Genomic DNA, 16,240 nt, shown 5'->3' on the forward strand with positions numbered 1-16,240 from the left:
AAATGGAAATGGTTCGATTTCGGGCGGGATCGCCTTGAGGATATCGCGCCCGTCGTTGCGCGCGCAAAAGCGTTGGGTCAGGTGACGAACCCGAAAAGAACGTATGCAACGATACCGCAGATTACCGGATACAATTTCCCCGATATTCTTATGTTAAATTTGGCGAGCAGCCAGTCGATGAGCGTCAGCACGACGTAAATACCGATAGCTGCGTAAATCTTCTGCATATCGTCTCCGAAGAAATTTGAACGCTGATCCCCAAGAGAGATCATCGCAAGCCGCTGAGATCACCCTTGAAGCCGTTCCGCCCGACATAGTCGCCAAGTGCCTCAATCATGCCACCACCATAAGCTCCAGTATAGTAGCCCGCCAAGCCACCGGCGGCGCCGCCATATCGACTCGCCTGGGGACCGTAGTGGCTGCCAATCGTCGCGCCGATAAGTCCACCGATCGCACCCCCAATCCGCCCGAGATGTGGGCTCTCGCGCAGGCCGCCGCCTTGCGTTGTTTGCTCGCCTGGTTGTTGCTGCCGAGAAACTTCACGTCGTGGCTGGAAGTGTTCCCAGGCATTTGGCTGAAAGGCGCGAGTATCGTACAGCTCCGTGCCGGACTGAGGTCCCCTTCCAAAAGTCGGATCGAAATAAAACCGGTTCCGCATCGAAGACCCGACGTTGGCAGGCGGCAACCTTTGGCTAGGCCACGGTTCTTCGTGGGAGACAGAAACGCTGCGCGGCATCACTGATTGGCGGAGCGCTGCAGCGCCTGTCTTGTCTTGAGCGCCAAGCCCCTCCCTTGCCGTGTTATCCAGGCGCCGCGGCGCATCCGCAAAGGGCGCACCGGCGACCGCATCGCTCAGCGAAGGCATCGCGGTCGCCTGCGGCTTCCCCTCCATCAATCCTGCTCGGACAAAGTCCGCTTGCTGCCGCCTGCGCGGCAAATTGCCTTTCCTGTTTCCAAGTCTCGCTGGATCCACCGATATGCTCCTTGCTTGCGGCCGCAGGCTTAATTGCGGGTCGCCTGATTTTGATAAAGACATGCGTGTTGCTGGCGTGGGTGGTCTTCCGAAATCCCGCGCCTGAGTTTGGGGAACATCCTTACCGCTGCTTCCGATCCCTCTTCCCCGCCGAAAAAAGCCGGCCATAGTCCACCCGCCGCATGCCGTCCGCCCCGCGGATCACGGCGTCCGGGCGGATCTTTTCCACCTCCTGCGCCATCACGCCGATATGCTTCGGCCCCGAACCCGGCTCGCCCCTGTAGCGGAACTCATAGAGGTTATGCCCGTTGAGCCTGCCGACCTTCTCGATGTTCTTCTTGGCGCGGCGGTCGGATAGCGGAAGGTTGCCGATGATCGACGCAATCGATCCCATCATGTCCTTCCCCGCCTGCTGCCGGGCGTTATAGGTCGCCATCTGGTTCTGGTAATTCTGCTGCACCAGCCCGGCATAGTCGACCGGCTGCATCGACTGGCCCTGTGTCGGCACGAAGTTCGGGCTCGTCACCTGCCCGCCGGCAAGCAGCGCCGAGATCTCGTTGATCGGCTGGTTGCGGCTCGCATATTGCTCGTTCAAATAGTTGGCGCGGGCCGTGTTCTGGGCGTTGATCCGCGCCTGCTCCGCGTTGAAGCTCTGGTCCTTCAGCGCATTGTTCGCGGCCGTCGCCGACTGGCTGTTCTGGTGCATCTGCTGCTTGGCGTTGTTGCCGAAATCGGCGTTCTGCAGTGCCTGACCATAGGCCTGCGCCTGCGCCGCATTCTCGAAGCTCGCCTTCTGGTTGGCGAGGTTGGCAAGCCGCGTCTGCTCCTGGCCGGCATTCAGCACCGCGGCGATGCGGGCGTCGTTGGACGTCCGGTTCGCCTCGTCGACCGCTCGGTTATAGGCCTCTGACCCCGGTTGCAGGCCCTGGTTGGCAAGCCGCGTTTCCAGCGCCGCCCTGTCGCGATCGAGCTGCGGGTTGAGCCGCGCCATCAGGGCATTCTCGTATTTCGAGGTGTCGAAATCCGTCTCGTAGCTACGGGTGATGTTGCCGGCATTGCCGACGGAGGTTTGAAGCTCCGGGCCGCCGGAAAACTGCTGGTATTGCGGGAGCTGCAGCTTCGAAGGATCGCCGGCGGCCGGCGCCTTGGAAATGTCCATCGGCTTGCCGAGCAGATCGTTGAGCCGGCTCGATTGCGAAGTGGCGAGCGTCGCAAGATTGAGGCTCGCCGCATCGTTCTGATCCTTGATCGCCTTTTGAGTCTTCGAGAGCGCCTGCGTCGCCGTCGCCACGGGCACGTCGTAGACATTCCCGCTCAAGGGATCGGTCCACTTCTGCGTCGTATAGCTGTAGGTGAGGCTGCCGTCCGGCGTCACCTGGTTGACATTGCCCATGTATCCGTTGGCGACCGCCGTGCCGATATTGGTCGCGGTCTGTGCGGCCGCCGTCGCCTTCGGATCCGGGGGCGTGGGAGCTTTTGATTTTCCGATAGCACACCTACCTTCGATTGACGGGATGCGCCCGCCAGTCATTGTCCGTCAGAGTGAAGATGATTTCCGCCTCGTCCCGTCCGCGAAGGCGGGGAATGCGGTGGCTCGTGAAGCCGAAGCGACGGGCGATCTCGACCATGCCGCGGTTCTCCTCCGAGACGCGCAGCACCGCCATCTGGCAGCCGATCTCGTCAAAGGGATAGCCGAACATGGCCGTCAGCACCGGCCGCGTCAGCCAGCGCTTGCTGGTGGCAGCGGCCGAAAGCTCGATGACGCCCGCCTCGGGCGAATAGTTGTGGTAGACGACGCCGGCGACGAGCCTGCCCTCCTCCGTCACGCCGAGCGTGGCGAAGTCGGCAAAGCCGCGTCCGCAGCCGTCGATATGGGCGGCGACGAAGCCGGCGATCGCGTCGTTCTTCGCAGGGTCGGCCGCCCCGCCCCAGATGATGTTCAAGCACTCGCCTCCCCGGCCGCGACCTGCAGCGTGGCGAGGTCCACTTCGATGTCGAGTTTCACCGCCCCGCCGGATGTAATGACACAGCCGACGGCCAGCATGTCGCCGCTCGCGCGCACGTTCTGGCGAAAATCGTAGCGCAGCGCCTCCGACACGCCATCCCAGCGGGCCACGTCCCAAAGGCCGACGTCCCATTCCGGTGAGGCCGTATCGCCCTCCGTCACCCGGTCGAAGGGCGGTACCCGCCGGTCGAAGTCGGCGCGGGCGAAGAGTTGCACCTTGGGTCTCGTCTTGGCGCGAAAATACATATGCGCCATCGTCGCCGCCGTCCGCTGGCCGAATTGCCCGGTCGGCGTGAACTGCGAGAGGTAGGTGGCGGCAAAGGTCAGCCCGTCGTCGGTGCCGCCGGTGTCGCCCTGCCAGCAATAACCCTCGCGCGAGCCGAAGAAGAGCCCGCCCTGCAGCGTCTCGAAGCAATTGGCCCGCCAGTTGCTGATCGTCGCCCACCGCCCGCTCAAGACATTCAGGACGAAGGTCCTGTCGCTGACGACGCTGTTGTCGGGAAAGGCGACGAAGACCAGGTTCTGCTCGACCCAGGGCTTTAGCGTCCATCCGGATCCGGTGGCGTTTGCCGCCTGCCGCCAGTCGTCCTCGATCGGCCGAGATACCGAGACCTGGGTCAGCGCCTGCCGGTCGCGCTGGAATACTTGCGACATCGGCGTCAGACCGTCCGAGGTCGCGATCAGCACGTCGCCGCCGACGCGGATCCAGGCGTTCTTTCCGAGCGGCTTGCCGACCTGATAGACGCCCTTCAGCGCGAAATCGCTGGCGCTCGAAGGGTCGGAGCCGGCATAAACCGCGATCTCGCCTTCCGTCGAAACGAAGACGCAGAGATCGGAAAGCCCGTCGCCGCTTTCGAGCGACCAGGAAAAGCCGGTGATGAGCGACCCGCCCTTCTTCATCACCCCGCCAAGCGGGAACACGGCCGGCGCGCCGCCGATTGCGTTCACCGGCAGGTAGTAGGCGTCGAGCGTCGCGTTCTTCAGGAAGAACTCGCGGTTCTTGAACAGCCAGCCATAGTTGAGCTGCGCCATGGTCGTACTGTCGGAAAAGGTGATCGCCGGCGTCGTTGTCCAGGCGCTGCCGTCATAAATGCGGCGCGTGTCGGCGCCGTTGAGGCAAACGAGAAACGAGCCGCCGGCAGTCGTGTGCTGGAAGGCGCACCAGTCGCCGCCGGTAAGCCCGCTCACGGCCGCGGCCGTTGTTGCCGGCGGGGCCGCCGGCGCGGTCATGTTGTAGATCGCGCTCCCTGTCGCCATAAACAGCTTTTCGTTGCTGCCGAACTTGTATTTGAAGGCGCTGCGGATGGCGCCGCCGTCAGCAGCAAGCCCCGCCTTGCGCGATCCACCGCGGATCTTGCAGCCGGCGAGCGTCGGCAGGAAATTCCTAAGCACGGTGGCTGAGCCCGGTGTCTGCGACGCCATGTCCGCGGTCGTCACGAGACCTTGCTTCGGCGCCGGAAAGGTCACCGATTGCGAGGTCTGCGGCCGGCCGAGGCTTGCCTGCCCGCGGTTGGTTTGCGGCAGGCGGCCGGGGCGAACTGTATTCGTGCGAACTGTAATCATGATGTCCCCCTGTCCGCATTGATCTCCTGCAGGAGATCCGCCTCGAACTCTGCGAGGTTGTCTTCGAAAGAGAGGCCCTTCTGGCGCTTCCAGCGCCAGATCAGCCCCTTCTTCAGCAGCCGCTCGGGAAAGAGCGTCGTGTCGTCGTCGGCCCGAAACGTATCGCGCTCCTCGTAAGGATCGCCGAGCACCCAGTTCTTCGAGACGTAGTCGATCGTCGCCCCGACGGCGGAAGCGGCCGGCGAGAAGAGCATCTCCTTGCCGCAGAGGTGGCAATAGGGCGCCGCAGAGGCGACGCCGACGATCACGGCCCATTGCCCGCCGTTGGTGACAGGTCGGAAGAAGCGGCCGTCCGCCGCCCGCACCGGCCCTCCCGGCGCCAGCCGCTGATAGTCGGCAGGCAGGATCTCCGGCGAAGCGGAAACGGCATGCGTCTTCAGCATCCGCCTCCAGTCGGCGCGCCGGACGATCTCCGCGCCCGCCTCCTCGGCGAGCGCCACCATCGTCTGCGCGTTCGGATCGTTGGTCCCGTAGACGCTGTCGAAACGGTCGAGCGAGACGATGTCGGCGACTTCGTTGATCACGGTCAGAAGCGTCATGGCGTCAGCCCTCCGATGACGACTTCGGCATTGCCCCAGCGCAGGCGCTCGTCGGCGAGCCCAAGCCCGGCCATCGCCTGGCGCTTCAGTGCCTCCGCCGCGCCCGCCTTGGAAACGTCGCGCTCCCAGACGGCGATCTCCTCGACGAGTGCGTAGAGATAGATGTCGGGCGCCTTTTCGATCAGCCAGTTGCTTGGGGCTTCGGCCGTCAGCGGCGGGATTTTCGCATAGTAGGTCAGGTGGATGTTGTCGCCGCCCTTCGGCCGCACCTCAATGGCGCTGCCGATGATCGCGTAGCCGATCGGCGCGCCGGCGGCTGTCCCGTGACTGCTGAGCTCCTGCAGCGGCAGCGCCCGAAGCGCCCGGCCATCGGCGGCGAGCACCTGCCGCGCCTCCAGGAAATCCGGGGGCAGGCTGCCTTCGCCTTCGGCGAGCGGCACCGCCGTGGTCTTTTCCATGCCGGCAGTGCGCATGACGCGGTTGAACTTGAGCTCGGCCAGAGCCAGGAAGCGCGGGAAGAGATGAGCGACGTCATCGCGGCCGGCATAGTCGCCGGCGTCGATGAGGAGCGACGCATAGTCGGTTGTGGTCATAGATGTCCCTCGAAGCTGCGCCAGGCGCGGTTGTCGCCGTCGTTGAGCCAGCGCTTCAGATAGCGGTCGTCACCTTCGGAATGCGCCCGGACCAGGTTTTCGGAATGAGCGAGGTTGAGCGGGATCGAGGCGACCTTGGTCCATTCGCCGAAGGCGTTGCCGGCGGTCGCATGGCGGGTGAATTCGTTCTGGCGAACGAGGTTTTCGACCGGATAGTCCGTCCGCCAATGGGTCCTGTTGCCATCCTCCGTCACCCAGACGGAGCGGCCGGTCTGAAAATCATAGTCGAAGAGCTTCCAGTCGCCGTCGCGGATCACCATGGTCACTCTCCCGGCAGCGGATCGGCTCGCTCGGCCTTGCCGTTGGCGATCAGCGCCTTGGCGTCAGCGAGGCTCAAGGATACGATCGTTCCGGCCGGCGTCCGCTCACCGTCGTTGAGCCAGACGTCATAGATCAACCGGACCGGCACCGGCTTCTTTGTTTCGGACATTGCTTTCTCCAATGAAAAAGGCGGCTCCGAAGAACCGCCTTGCTAATAAGGTAGCGAGACACGGGGTTAGTACCGCCAGGGCTTGCCTTCGACGATATCCGGCCGAGGTGCCGGAACCGGCGTGCGCCACGGCGGAAAATTTTCTAAATTACCGCGGCGCCGTCAGGAACAAGTCGGAGGGATCAGGCAGCGCCGCCGAAGTAAAATCATCCGAGTTGAATGAACAGACCAAGAGTCCCCCCTCGCGGGAACCAGCATCGCGGATAGAGAAGTTCTGCGACGGCGTGTAGCCCGTTTCCTCCGTCTGCAGATCCACAATCCATCCCTGTCCTTTTACATATCCGCTTCCAGTGCGCTGCATGATGGCGTACCAGAGTGGGTCCTCCCACTCTGCCGTTTCAAACCCCCACGAGATCCTTTCCCTGCCCGCCGATCGATCCACCCTTTGGACATAGGCGGTGAGATCGAGCCCCCACGCGTGCACAATCGACGAAAACTCTACCCGCGTTTCAATCGGCTCATTCCTCTTGCCCCATAGAGATATGCGGCGGATTTTCACTGCTCCGAAGGCCTCTTGTTCGGCTTTCAACAGATCGAAGAATTCCGGCGTGCAGGCAACCAACCCCTTCATCAGTCGGTCGGCGTCGCCAAGCGGCAGCGGCTTCAGTTCCGGCGCCCCGAACAATGCCGTGATGTGGGGAGGCTGGAAGTTGGGCGTGTCCGCATGACTGACATGACATCGCAAGTCGGACTGTCCCTCAGGGGCATCTTCTCCTGTAATGCCAAAATCCGATGACACCCGCCCGTCTTCTACCGCCTCTTTGTTACTCCAGCCGAAGGACCTAAGCTCATCGAACTTGACCCCCAGCCGCGTTTCGAGCGCTTGGCGAACTCGTTCCGCAGGCCAAGCAACTTGGAGTTCAAAAATGTACCAGGACGGCGCATCGCCTTCGCGAACTACGTAACGCTGGGAATAGCCGATGATCGGAAGTCCGCCAATCGCAATCGGCTTTGCGAAGATCGCCATTTGCACGTAGTAGTTTTCCCGTGGCGGACCATGTGGCGAGTTGCCCTCGTCTTCATCGAAATCGATCCTCACCGGCCCCAGTACCGCCCTCTCCTCCTTCAGGATCGAGAAAAACTCCGGTTTGCAGGAAAGCAACGACTCGAGTAGCCGGTCCGGCGCGGCAAGTGCCGGTCCGGCGAAATTGAGTGCGACGAAAGCGACCAGAGCCGCGATGAAACTCCTGCAAGATGGGAAGAGGAAGATATTCACAACCGGGGTCCTGCTGGAAGGCCACTTGGCGCTGCACCGGGCTCACCTCTAAAATTGTCGGAAATCCGCGATCGTCTTCCGGACCGACGAAATGAATAGCCTGAGCCTTCCGAAAATTCGCGGTTCGGCTGATTGCGACAGTAAAAGGTCGGCAACGTGGGGCAATTCCTGCATCCCATTGTCCCCTCGGTCACCAAAACATTCGATCTGCGTTCTGGGAAAATCGCGTTTCGGCGTCCAGATGAGGCCCGGCCAGTCACCGGATCTCATCGCGCCCCGCTCCCATCCAAAGGCGCGAAACTCTTCTGTTTCAGGGTGACGCGCTTTGATCGCCTTCGCAACCTCGGCCGGGGACTCTATGACCTGAAACCCCCAGCTGTAACCCTCCGACGAGGCACCCTTATAAAGAGACCAGTCCTGGTTGTAGGCGATCAGCTTGAGTCCGTAAGCCTCGATCGGTTTGACAAAGGTCGCCACCGTCATCCGTGGTTCCTCAAGACTGATCAGATTGTAGGGGAGAGCCCTGATTTCCACAGGCCCGAACACAGCCCTCTCTTCTTTCAGGATCCGAAAGAAGTCTGGACTGCAGGACAGCAAGGCATACAGCACCTTGTCGGCGCTCTCCGGCGGCAGTGTACATTCGGGCGCCCTGCCTCCGCTTCTTTCGCAAATACCCCTCCGGCTTGGATCCACGACCGCTTCAGGATCGATCATGGCGAAAACTACGCCGCCCAGGACGACCAGCAGGCCTAAGACTGCGGCGAAACGATAAAGAACGCCCCGTGGCCAGTTTTTCATGTCCTCTCCTGCCTTTGCACGTAGTTCCTCCGAAACGCCTTCCTAGAACATTTCATGAACATGCGCAAGGGTGTGGAGGTCAATATTCTCAACCATGGACCGTGGCGGGGCAGCCGTCAGAAGTGTCTCGAAAGCGCGTCCCAAAGAGAAATTCCCTCGGGAAATCGTCTGTTTGTGGGCTGAGATGAATCTGGCGTCCAGCGATTGCCGCGCTCCGAGGTTGACGCATCGGGATAGGAAACGATGAGCTCGGCGGATTGCCCGGTTTTGTCGTAGAAATCGGCAAAACGATCCATCTGATCCGTGAGGTCGATACATCCCGCGGACCCCGGATCCCGACCGCCATGGATCGAAAATCCGCTTCTGTGCGCGTACTTTGGATCAATATCTGCCTTGGGAGTGAGCCACGTCCTTGAGTTGCCCCACGCCACGCGACCGCCCGGCCATTTGCCTCCCTTCCCAAAGGGGTAGCCCAGCAAGCCGATCACATCGTCCATAGCGCCCCGGTGCTGAAGCTCGCCAACGGAATATCTTCCCTCGGGTATCGGCCCATTGCCCTGGTTATGCTGTTCCCACGGATACTGATGCCCCTCTCTTCCACTCACCGCCGGCCAGGAGCCGGAATATCGGCCGTTTTCCGTTGCCGTAAGACGATCTCCATCGAAGTGAAGCGTCGTTCGCTTCCTGAGGTTGTTTTTGCCCATAGAGCACTCCTTCTTCTGCATTCTTTTGGACCGCTGTCTCTCAGTCACCCCTGTCATGGACACAGGGGTGACTGAGAGGACCGACAGACCTGCCGTCAGTTCGTCTCGCTCAAGCCGAACAGGTCGGCCGCGACGCCGAGCCCCTTTTCATTGTGCACCTTCAGCGTGCCCTCGCCGATGATCACGCCCTTGTCGGCGTCTCCGGTCTTGGCAACGTCGCGGTCTTCCTGGATCTGGCGCAGCCAGAGGAAGGAGAGCATGTCCGTGTCGATGAAGAAGGCGTTGCGAGCAAGCCCGGCGTTCACCGCCTGCACCCGGTTCGGGTGGATCATCACCGTGCCGAACGGGCCTTCATAGTAATCCGCCGTCGCGACGATGGTATTGCGCTCGCCGCCCTGCGAGACCGCATAGCGGAAGGGCGCGACATTGCTGTCCGACATGAAGGTGACGAAGACGGATTTGACATAGGGCGAGACCGAGACATGGCGGAAGTTCGCGCCGTTCTGGTAGCCCTGCTGCATCACGGTATCGAGGATCGCCTTGGTGAACGGCCGCTGCGTGCCGTCGGTCGGCGCCACCGTCAGCCCGGTGGCTGCATTGAACCCGCCATTGGCGCCGCCGGCCCCGCGCGAGACATTGGAGGTGAGCCAGGTGCTGAGCGAGCCGAACTCGCGGGTGGCGCCGCTGACGGACGCATTGGTGTCGGCGATCGCGAATTCGACATCCTTGCGGATCTCGACGCCCTTCTTCAGCTTCTGGTACTTGCGCTTCTGCACGTTGCCGGCCTCGGCCGTCACTTCCTGGGTGGCGGAGATGATCCAGTCCTTGCGCATGATCTGGGTGTAGTTGCCGAGCCGCGTCGGCGGGGTGATCGCGCCGAAGGCGTATTCCTCGCCTTCCTCGCGGATATTGGCGCCGGGCGCGGCCAGTTCGTCCGTCTCCCATTCCGGGTGATAGGTGGTGCACTTGCCCTTCTCGATCAGCGAATAGATCGGCGTGTCTTCCGGCGTGATGCGCGACACGACGTCGGAAAGCTCCTCACGATTGCCGACGGCCTGGGTGGTCTGGAACGTATTGGTGAGAACTGCCATTTTCTGGTCCTTCTGTGAAAATGAGATCGGCCGCCCGCGCGTGGGGTTCACGCGGGAAAGCCTCTGTTGAAATGATCGGAGCCGCCCCGCACGCGGAGGGTGGCCGGCCGGGCATCCGAAACCACCGGCGAGCAGCGCTACTCGAAATCGACAGCCATAGCGTCGCGGATCGAGCCGGTGCGCGTCAGCCGCTGCATCGCCTCGCGGCTTTCGCGCTGGTGGCGCTGCGCCTGGTTCCTTGCCTTCATGCGCGGTGCGGAGGCGGGTGCCGCCGCCACCTTCTGCAAGGCCCTCGCTTTCGAGCGTTCGGCGATGAGGCCGAGCCGGGCGTAGTGCGCGAGCTTGAAGAGCCGGTGGTCGACAACCTCGCGCACCTCCTCGTCGGAAAAGCCGAGCTCACGTGCCGTCTCGAAGGCACTGGCGAAGAAGGCCTGCCGCCCCTCATCCTGCCCCGTCTCGGGGAAGGCTTCGAGAAGCCTGGCGTTTTCCGCCTCCAGCCTCTCCTCGCTCGCCGCCGCCTGAAGCTGCGTCATCACCGCCGCCGGTTCGTCGCCGAGCGCCATCACCCGCGCGAGCTGTTCCAGCCCCGCCTGGTGCAGCGCCCATTGCCGCTGATAGGCTTGCGGATCGTAGAGCCTCAGTTCCTCCGGCGGCTCGTCCGGGATCTCCCCGGCGATGAGTTCGGCAACTGCGTTGGCGGTGGCCGCGACCCGGCTGCTCATGCTTTCGAGCGCCCGCCGCCCATTGGCGAGGTCCTGGGTCTTGTGGCGGTAATCGCGGTCCCGCATGTAGCCGAGCTTCAGTTCCTCAAGCGGAACTTCTTCGCCGCCCTTGAGCGTGACGACCAGATCCTCGGCTTCATTGGCCGCCCCCTCGTCGGATAAGCCCGGCTCGTCGCCTTGGGTATCATGGTCGTCATACGCGCCGGGGTATTCCGTGGGCGTTGCATCCCACGCCTCTTCGTCCTCGTCGTCTGCTTCATGCAACTCCCGAAAATCGAGGTCGTCGAAGCTTGCTGGCTCGAGCGAGCCGTCAACGGTTTTGCTCCCGCCGAAGGGCAGGTTGGCACTATCGTTCATCATGGAATGACCTTTTCAGAGCATTTCGGCGAAGTGGGAATCGCCAAAAGATGCGGCAAACAGAGACACTTTTGGCGAAACGGCGAATGCCCCGTTCGCCAAAGCTTTGCGAAATTCAAATGGTTGCATTGGCTTCCTGAATCAAATCATCAAGGAAACCGGCTAACGGAGAAGCGCTTGCCGCGCCCTCCTCATTGCGCACGCCCGCGTCACGCCGGCGCGCTCGTTCCCTCGGTCCTGGCTTGTTCCGTCAGGAACTTGAGCTTGCCGCGGAAATTGCGGATCGCCCGCGCCTCGGCTGCAAAGGCCGCGCGGCTCTCGTGGTCTGTAATCTTCGCATTGACGCAGCTATTGATGGCCGCCGCTTCCAGTTCGTCCATCAGCCGGTCGAACAGCGGATTGTCGATGAGCGCCCGCGCCGCGGCAGTCCTTTCCTCTGGTTTCATGTCACGTTTTCTCCCGTGATAATTCGGACGGGCCGACCATCCCATGTCGGCGAAAAATCGTTACACGGAAGGATTGATTCCCGTTTTGTTCTGGACTACCCATTTGCATGCGCAGCATCGTCTTTGTGGAGAGGTCCCTCAAACGCCGACGACCGCTGGAAAGGAAACTTCGTATCCGGCAATTTCGCCAATGAGTCTCTGAAACCAATGAGTCCCTGAAACATGAAGAAAATCGGCTTCGCATTCGATGCTGTCGTCGGCCTCATCCTCAATATCCTCGACCTTCTCATCTTCGAGTTTCTCCTGCATCGGACGGCGCGCATCGTCGTGCCGCTGGTCAGTTTCGGTCGAGTGAAAGTCGAAGAAATCTATACTGACGACATCGCCTTCAACTGGCTGGGTTTCAAGCGCCTTCCGTCCGGCCCTTTCCTTCTCAGTTCTACCATGAGCAAGTTTGCCGGTGCGCTCTTCTGGCTGCTTTGCCTTGTCGCCTATCTGAGCTTCACCCGCGGGGTCTAGTTTCGAGGAAAAGCATGCGGTTCTCCGTGAACCCCCATTGGCATCATTCGCGGCAGGAAGTCCGGAGCGAACCTATGCGGAAGTTTGTGCCCGCGCCGCTTTCCTAAACAGCAAGGCCGACAGGAGCCACAGCGCGGCGAAGAAGCCGGCCAGAACCATGCTCGCCCCTGTAGAGCCTAATCCGCCGATCAGCGCGATGACGGCGACCGACGCCTGAGTGAGCGCCATCGCGATCAACGCGCGCACCATTCCACGTGGCTGGAAACGCGCGACAACGGCACCGATGAGCCCGACGGCAAGCACTCCGCCATACATCAGGTTGGCAGGGTTATCCTCGGTTCCGATGATGCCGACGGCAAGGTTTATCCATATGAGGAGGAACGACGCCGCGAGCGCTATGCCGACGGCGGCCCGGTACTCCCTGTTGCTCGTCATCCTCGCCGCCAGTTCCAAGGCCCCGCAAGCACCGAACAGCATCGTCCCGAATACAGTGAAATCGGTCGCATCCCAGTTCACTTCATCGGTGAACTGCATTGCCAACAAAGGCAGCAGCATCAGGAGCACTGCGATTGCCCAGGGCGTCATCCTCCAGAAGCGCCCGCGCCGTCCGCCATTGATTTCCGCCTTTCCTGCCATTGCCACACCTCGGTGACCGAGCGGATGAGATGAGCCGTCTCCAAGGAACCCAAGGGGCCGCTGAACCGCCGGTCCATTTTCCCGATGAAATGCACCGCTATAGTCACGCCCGGTCTAGACGGCGGTCAAGGCGGCAGCCGACGCCGGCACCATCGCTTGCCTATTTGCCCGCCCGCTTGGTGCACTGGATCTTTTGCTTCACACAGGCGATCTGCGGCGTCGAGCATTCGGCCACACCGTTCACCACCGCGCAGAAGGAGCATTGGTCGTTGAACTCCATGCAATCCGGGTTGGCGGCCATGAATTCCTTCATGCTGTCGCCTTGCGTCTGAGCCGCTCCGGGCTGCGTCCCGACCTCGACCGAAAGCGCCGCCGTCGCGCCGGCGAGGGCGAGCGCAAACGAAAGGCCTAGCTTACGGACGGCATATCCCATTCCATCCCCTTTGCGGCGCCGAACTTCTTTCGCCTTCACAAGGCATCGATCCTGCCGCCGTGCAATCACCCCGCCAGGTTGCGGATCGCCCGCATGAAGACGCGGGCACCGATCCCGATCAGCGCGTCGGGAAAATCATAATCAGGATTGTGCAGCCGAGGATGGTTCTCGCCGGCGCCGAGGAAAAACATCGCCGAGGGGGCGACGCGGCCGAATAGTCCAAAATCCTCCGACGCCTTCATCGGCAGTGCGCCCGCGCCCCGATCGTGGCTGACGCCCTCCTCATCGAGCGCCCGCCTGAGTTCGCCGACCGCAGATGCCGCATTGCTGCACTGATGGAACACGTCCTCGTAGCAGATCCTCGCGTCAAGTTTCGCCGCCTCGGCCTCCCTGCGCACGAGTGCCTCCGCATTCGCCACCAGCGCCGCCATCCGCTCGTCCGTCAGCGTGCGCAGCGTCGCCCAGATCTCGGCGTAGCCGGGGCTGATGCCAAAGGCCTCCTCGCCGAGCTTCGCATGCGTCACCGTCGCCAGCGTGAAGTTTTCGTCGAGCGCCCCGCCGGCACCAAGCGCCGTCAGGCCGCTGAGGAGTCTTGCGAGCGCAAAAGTCGGCGCGATCCCGTCTTCAGGTGACGAGGCATGCGCCGTCTTGCCGGAAAGGGTAATCTTCATGCCGCGCGAGGCGCAGTTGACCGGGCCTTCCGCGAGGGCCACATGGCCGAGCGGCAGGCCGGGAAAGTTGTGCAGCGAAAACACGAAATCCGGTTTCAGCGCGGAAAATTTCGGATCGGCGAGCACCGCCGCCGCCCCTGCCCCGTTCTCCTCGGCCGGCTGGAAGAGCAGGATCGCCCGCCCCCGCGCCGGCCGCTCGCGGCCGAGCCCCTTGGCCAACGCCATCAGGATCGCCATGTGCCCGTCATGCCCGCAGAGGTGTCCCTTGCCGGCGATCTCGGAGCGATGCGGCAGATCGGAAACCTCCGTAATCGGCAGGCCGTCGAGCTCGGCGCGGATCATCACTGTCGGCCCTTCGTCTTTCCCCCGGTAGATCGCCGCCACGCCATGTCCGCCAAGCCCAGTGACGATCTCGTCCGCCCTGGTTTGCTCAAGCGCCCGCTCGACCGCCCTTGCCGTCTCCGCCTCGGCGCCGGAAAGCTCGGGCCGACGATGCAGCGCGCGCCGAAACGCTGTGACCTCATCCAACTCGCCGCCGCTCAGAAACATGCTTCAACTCCCCGAATGCACGCACCGCGTTCGTTCCTATGTTACGCGTCTGCCACGGCAAATCTTCTCACGAGACGATGCTCTAAGCGATTGCGGTCCGCGTCGAGGCAAATTTTCTGATAATGAGGAACTCAAGAACAACATAGGTCAGAAGAAACACGGCGTATTGGGGACCAAGCAATCCAACAAGAAACACAATTTCCACTCCCTCCCAGAGAACAGTGAGGCTACCAACTCTGTAGAAAATCATAGAATGCACCAGTGGCACGAGCATCAGCGGTACAGCGGCCAACGTGATGTATAGGAGGCGCTTCCGCAGTCGTGCCTTGGGAAGGGGGACGAAGGCAAACACATAGAGAAGTGAAAACAATGCGGCCACACCGAAGGTGAAGTGGCGGTGATAGGCCCATTCCGCAAATACAAACATACCGACGTAGCTGAGAAACACACGAATCGTATTTAGAACAACATACCGCATAAAATGGCCCCGAGAAGGATAGACTTCAGCTAACGTCCATGCGTAGCAGATTGACTAGCCATCCATCCAGCAGAAATGTGGCACTTTTTCGCTCGCATTAGGTGCATCGTCTGAAAATAAAACAATAAGTGGCGATGTCCTTCATTTGGGCCGACCTCAATTGTCAAAGTCATATCTCGCAATTGAACCTACTTGAACAGCAACCGTCGTAAGCTCTCGACATCGTTGGCTTCACCCACATGTTTGCTCAAATCTTTGAGCTGATTGTCCAGCTTGGTCGGCCACATGGTTTGCTCCACACGGCGAAATGGCCCGACACCCTTGATCGCCTCGCTCACTCCTGTTGTGCAGCCCGCATCAATCCAATTGGCTGCTGGCGCGCCGCCAAGGTCGAAAGTCCGCTTCTTTATCTGCTCTTCTTCTTCCGGACTCGTTGCGTACTTACGCACAGTCACGTTTGGCCCATCTCGCAACTGATAGCGCACATAATCTTCGGGAGACACCTCTGGCCCATAGAGGGCGCCCGCTGCCCATCTCCTGGCTCATGTAGCTACCAGCCGGATCGTAGAGGAACTTTTTCTCCGGATCGCCATCGTCAGGGACGATGAACAAGCCGCTGTGCATGTTATTGCCAAGAAATGCCTGGAGTGGCCATCCGGTCGGGTTCGTGTTGGAGACCACGTACGTCGCCGCCACCTCCGTTCCCTTGCCACGTTTGCGCGGGCGTGGGCTCGTTGCGTCGCGCGAAAGGCTGGTCGCCTCCTCGCCGAAGTCCCGCAGTTCCAGTGCCGAAGTCGTCGGAACGTCGGCGTAACAATCCTGCAGTCCACGAACTTGCTTTCTCATCCCGGAATCCCTTCGATTTGCGCCGCCGCCAGCGGCTCGCCGCCCATCATTTCCGCGGCGGTCTGTTGTCGTTTCAGGTTCTGTTCGGCGTTGATCTGGTAGCGTTTGACCGATCCCCGCGCCGTCATGTTCGTCAGCGCGTCCGGAGCACGCCCGCTCGAGGCATCGGAATGCCGGTGCGATCTGTCGCCTCCTGATCGAGATGGGAGAGCATCACGAAACACTCGTTCGCGACGAAGGGCACCATGGTGTAGCCGAGCGCCGCGCGCGCATCGATGCCCTGGCTGACGCGGATCGGCTGGCCGAAATTGGGGTTCAGCACGCTTTCAGGGTTGGCGATCGCGCCTTCCTGGACGATCGGCTGATATTGTTCTGCGAGTAGAGATTATCGGGCGTCTGGCGGATCAGCACGGATTTCACCGCTGGATTTGCGCCATTTTGATCACCGAGCCGCGTTCACGCTGTTGCTGCCGGCAAAAGCGAGGCGGCTT

At 61.7% G+C, this 16,240-nt stretch carries 21 protein-coding genes and 1 pseudogene; 1 reads left to right on the forward strand and 21 read right to left on the reverse strand.

Annotated features, from left to right (window positions below; all coding sequences use genetic code 11):
* Nucleotides 1–268: 268 nt before the first annotated feature.
* The 14 genes from FKV68_RS11605 to FKV68_RS11670 all read right to left on the reverse strand — a co-directional run bounded on the left by FKV68_RS11605 (nt 269) and on the right by FKV68_RS11670 (nt 11,617).
* Entirely contained in the window at nt 269–865 is a 597-nt protein-coding gene (locus FKV68_RS11605) for a hypothetical protein (RefSeq protein ID WP_180937996.1), read from the reverse strand.
* Nucleotides 866–1,094: 229 nt separating this feature from the next.
* Nucleotides 1,095–2,462 (reverse strand): tail fiber domain-containing protein, encoded by a 1,368-nt coding sequence (locus FKV68_RS11610; RefSeq protein ID WP_246452575.1) that lies wholly within the window; start codon nt 2,460–2,462, stop codon nt 1,095–1,097.
* 7 nt (nt 2,463–2,469) lie between these two features.
* Entirely contained in the window at nt 2,470–2,916 is a 447-nt protein-coding gene (locus FKV68_RS11615) for a GNAT family N-acetyltransferase (protein ID WP_180937998.1), read from the reverse strand.
* Nucleotides 2,913–4,541 carry a hypothetical protein gene (locus FKV68_RS11620; protein ID WP_180937999.1) on the reverse strand — a complete coding sequence of 543 codons (1,629 nt, stop codon included), beginning with the start codon at nt 4,539–4,541 and terminating at the stop codon, nt 2,913–2,915. Before FKV68_RS11620 ends, FKV68_RS11615 begins: the two co-directional genes overlap by 4 nt.
* A complete protein-coding gene (locus FKV68_RS11625; RefSeq protein WP_180938000.1) occupies nt 4,538–5,140 on the reverse strand; it encodes a hypothetical protein in 603 nt (200 codons plus the stop codon). Before FKV68_RS11625 ends, FKV68_RS11620 begins: the two co-directional genes overlap by 4 nt.
* Nucleotides 5,137–5,733 carry a phage adaptor protein gene (locus FKV68_RS11630; RefSeq protein WP_180938001.1) on the reverse strand — a complete coding sequence of 199 codons (597 nt, stop codon included), beginning with the start codon at nt 5,731–5,733 and terminating at the stop codon, nt 5,137–5,139. Before FKV68_RS11630 ends, FKV68_RS11625 begins: the two co-directional genes overlap by 4 nt.
* Nucleotides 5,730–6,053, reverse strand: a complete 324-nt coding sequence (locus tag FKV68_RS11635) for a hypothetical protein (protein WP_180938002.1) — start codon at nt 6,051–6,053, stop codon at nt 5,730–5,732. Before FKV68_RS11635 ends, FKV68_RS11630 begins: the two co-directional genes overlap by 4 nt.
* A 2-nt stretch (nt 6,054–6,055) precedes the next feature.
* Nucleotides 6,056–6,223 (reverse strand): hypothetical protein, encoded by a 168-nt coding sequence (locus FKV68_RS11640; RefSeq protein ID WP_180938003.1) that lies wholly within the window; start codon nt 6,221–6,223, stop codon nt 6,056–6,058.
* A gap of 148 nt (nt 6,224–6,371) precedes the next feature.
* Entirely contained in the window at nt 6,372–7,499 is a 1,128-nt protein-coding gene (locus FKV68_RS11645; RefSeq protein ID WP_180938004.1) for a hypothetical protein, read from the reverse strand.
* Between the two features lie 48 nt (nt 7,500–7,547).
* The gene (locus tag FKV68_RS11650) at nt 7,548–8,297 is read right to left on the reverse strand and encodes a hypothetical protein (protein ID WP_180938005.1); all 750 of its coding nucleotides are present in this window, start codon (nt 8,295–8,297) and stop codon (nt 7,548–7,550) included.
* 116 nt (nt 8,298–8,413) lie between these two features.
* On the reverse strand, nt 8,414–9,001 hold the full coding sequence (locus FKV68_RS11655) for a L,D-transpeptidase (RefSeq protein WP_180938006.1): 588 nt from the start codon (nt 8,999–9,001) through the stop codon (nt 8,414–8,416).
* Between the two features lie 95 nt (nt 9,002–9,096).
* Nucleotides 9,097–10,092: a DUF5309 domain-containing protein gene (locus tag FKV68_RS11660; RefSeq protein WP_180938007.1), complete on the reverse strand. Its 996-nt coding sequence runs from the start codon at nt 10,090–10,092 to the stop codon at nt 9,097–9,099.
* Between the two features lie 137 nt (nt 10,093–10,229).
* Nucleotides 10,230–11,174, reverse strand: coding sequence for a hypothetical protein (locus FKV68_RS11665; protein WP_180938008.1), 945 nt, complete (start codon nt 11,172–11,174; stop codon nt 10,230–10,232).
* Nucleotides 11,175–11,380: 206 nt separating this feature from the next.
* The gene (locus tag FKV68_RS11670) at nt 11,381–11,617 is read right to left on the reverse strand and encodes a hypothetical protein (RefSeq protein WP_180938009.1); all 237 of its coding nucleotides are present in this window, start codon (nt 11,615–11,617) and stop codon (nt 11,381–11,383) included.
* Nucleotides 11,618–11,839: 222 nt separating this feature from the next.
* Here FKV68_RS11670 and FKV68_RS11675 point away from each other — a divergent pair, with 222 nt between their 5' ends.
* Complete coding sequence (locus tag FKV68_RS11675; protein ID WP_180938010.1) at nt 11,840–12,136, forward strand: hypothetical protein; 297 nt, start codon at nt 11,840–11,842, stop codon at nt 12,134–12,136.
* Between the two features lie 72 nt (nt 12,137–12,208).
* Here the strand turns inward: FKV68_RS11675 and FKV68_RS11680 are convergent, their stop codons facing one another.
* The 7 genes and pseudogenes from FKV68_RS11680 to FKV68_RS33730 all read right to left on the reverse strand — a co-directional run.
* The gene (locus tag FKV68_RS11680) at nt 12,209–12,778 is read right to left on the reverse strand and encodes a hypothetical protein (RefSeq protein ID WP_180938011.1); all 570 of its coding nucleotides are present in this window, start codon (nt 12,776–12,778) and stop codon (nt 12,209–12,211) included.
* A gap of 154 nt (nt 12,779–12,932) precedes the next feature.
* Entirely contained in the window at nt 12,933–13,205 is a 273-nt protein-coding gene (locus FKV68_RS11685; RefSeq protein WP_180941587.1) for a hypothetical protein, read from the reverse strand.
* Between the two features lie 65 nt (nt 13,206–13,270).
* The gene (locus FKV68_RS11690; RefSeq protein WP_180938012.1) at nt 13,271–14,425 is read right to left on the reverse strand and encodes an amidohydrolase; all 1,155 of its coding nucleotides are present in this window, start codon (nt 14,423–14,425) and stop codon (nt 13,271–13,273) included.
* 82 nt (nt 14,426–14,507) lie between these two features.
* Complete coding sequence (locus tag FKV68_RS11695) at nt 14,508–14,903, reverse strand: hypothetical protein (protein ID WP_180938013.1); 396 nt, start codon at nt 14,901–14,903, stop codon at nt 14,508–14,510.
* 188 nt (nt 14,904–15,091) lie between these two features.
* On the reverse strand, nt 15,092–15,358 hold the full coding sequence (locus tag FKV68_RS33030) for a hypothetical protein (protein WP_245181189.1): 267 nt from the start codon (nt 15,356–15,358) through the stop codon (nt 15,092–15,094).
* Nucleotides 15,345–15,749 (reverse strand): hypothetical protein, encoded by a 405-nt coding sequence (locus FKV68_RS33035; protein ID WP_245181190.1) that lies wholly within the window; start codon nt 15,747–15,749, stop codon nt 15,345–15,347. The genes FKV68_RS33030 and FKV68_RS33035 overlap by 14 nt, the downstream gene beginning before the upstream one ends.
* A 50-nt stretch (nt 15,750–15,799) precedes the next feature.
* Nucleotides 15,800–16,222: pseudogene (locus FKV68_RS33730) on the reverse strand (portal protein); the annotation flags it as partial.
* Nucleotides 16,223–16,240: the final 18 nt, after the last annotated feature.

The organism is Sinorhizobium mexicanum (genome assembly GCF_013488225.1).
Classification (GTDB): Bacteria; Pseudomonadota; Alphaproteobacteria; order Rhizobiales; family Rhizobiaceae; genus Sinorhizobium; species Sinorhizobium mexicanum.

Coding starts and splice junctions, on each gene's coding strand:
- FKV68_RS11605 (WP_180937996.1), bottom strand. CDS start 865: ATGCCTTCGCTGAGCGATGCGGTCGCCGGTGCGCCCTTTGCGGATGCG.
- FKV68_RS11620 (WP_180937999.1), bottom strand. CDS start 4,541: ATGATTACAGTTCGCACGAATACAGTTCGCCCCGGCCGCCTGCCGCAA.
- FKV68_RS11625 (WP_180938000.1), bottom strand. CDS start 5,140: ATGACGCTTCTGACCGTGATCAACGAAGTCGCCGACATCGTCTCGCTC.
- FKV68_RS11630 (WP_180938001.1), bottom strand. CDS start 5,733: ATGACCACAACCGACTATGCGTCGCTCCTCATCGACGCCGGCGACTAT.
- FKV68_RS11635 (WP_180938002.1), bottom strand. CDS start 6,053: ATGGTGATCCGCGACGGCGACTGGAAGCTCTTCGACTATGATTTTCAG.
- FKV68_RS11640 (WP_180938003.1), bottom strand. CDS start 6,223: ATGTCCGAAACAAAGAAGCCGGTGCCGGTCCGGTTGATCTATGACGTC.
- FKV68_RS11650 (WP_180938005.1), bottom strand. CDS start 8,297: ATGAAAAACTGGCCACGGGGCGTTCTTTATCGTTTCGCCGCAGTCTTA.
- FKV68_RS11655 (WP_180938006.1), bottom strand. CDS start 9,001: ATGGGCAAAAACAACCTCAGGAAGCGAACGACGCTTCACTTCGATGGA.
- FKV68_RS11660 (WP_180938007.1), bottom strand. CDS start 10,092: ATGGCAGTTCTCACCAATACGTTCCAGACCACCCAGGCCGTCGGCAAT.
- FKV68_RS11665 (WP_180938008.1), bottom strand. CDS start 11,174: ATGATGAACGATAGTGCCAACCTGCCCTTCGGCGGGAGCAAAACCGTT.
- FKV68_RS11670 (WP_180938009.1), bottom strand. CDS start 11,617: ATGAAACCAGAGGAAAGGACTGCCGCGGCGCGGGCGCTCATCGACAAT.
- FKV68_RS11675 (WP_180938010.1), top strand. CDS start 11,840: ATGAAGAAAATCGGCTTCGCATTCGATGCTGTCGTCGGCCTCATCCTC.
- FKV68_RS11685 (WP_180941587.1), bottom strand. CDS start 13,205: ATGGGATATGCCGTCCGTAAGCTAGGCCTTTCGTTTGCGCTCGCCCTC.
- FKV68_RS11690 (WP_180938012.1), bottom strand. CDS start 14,425: ATGTTTCTGAGCGGCGGCGAGTTGGATGAGGTCACAGCGTTTCGGCGC.
- FKV68_RS11695 (WP_180938013.1), bottom strand. CDS start 14,903: ATGCGGTATGTTGTTCTAAATACGATTCGTGTGTTTCTCAGCTACGTC.
- FKV68_RS33035 (WP_245181190.1), bottom strand. CDS start 15,749: ATGAGAAAGCAAGTTCGTGGACTGCAGGATTGTTACGCCGACGTTCCG.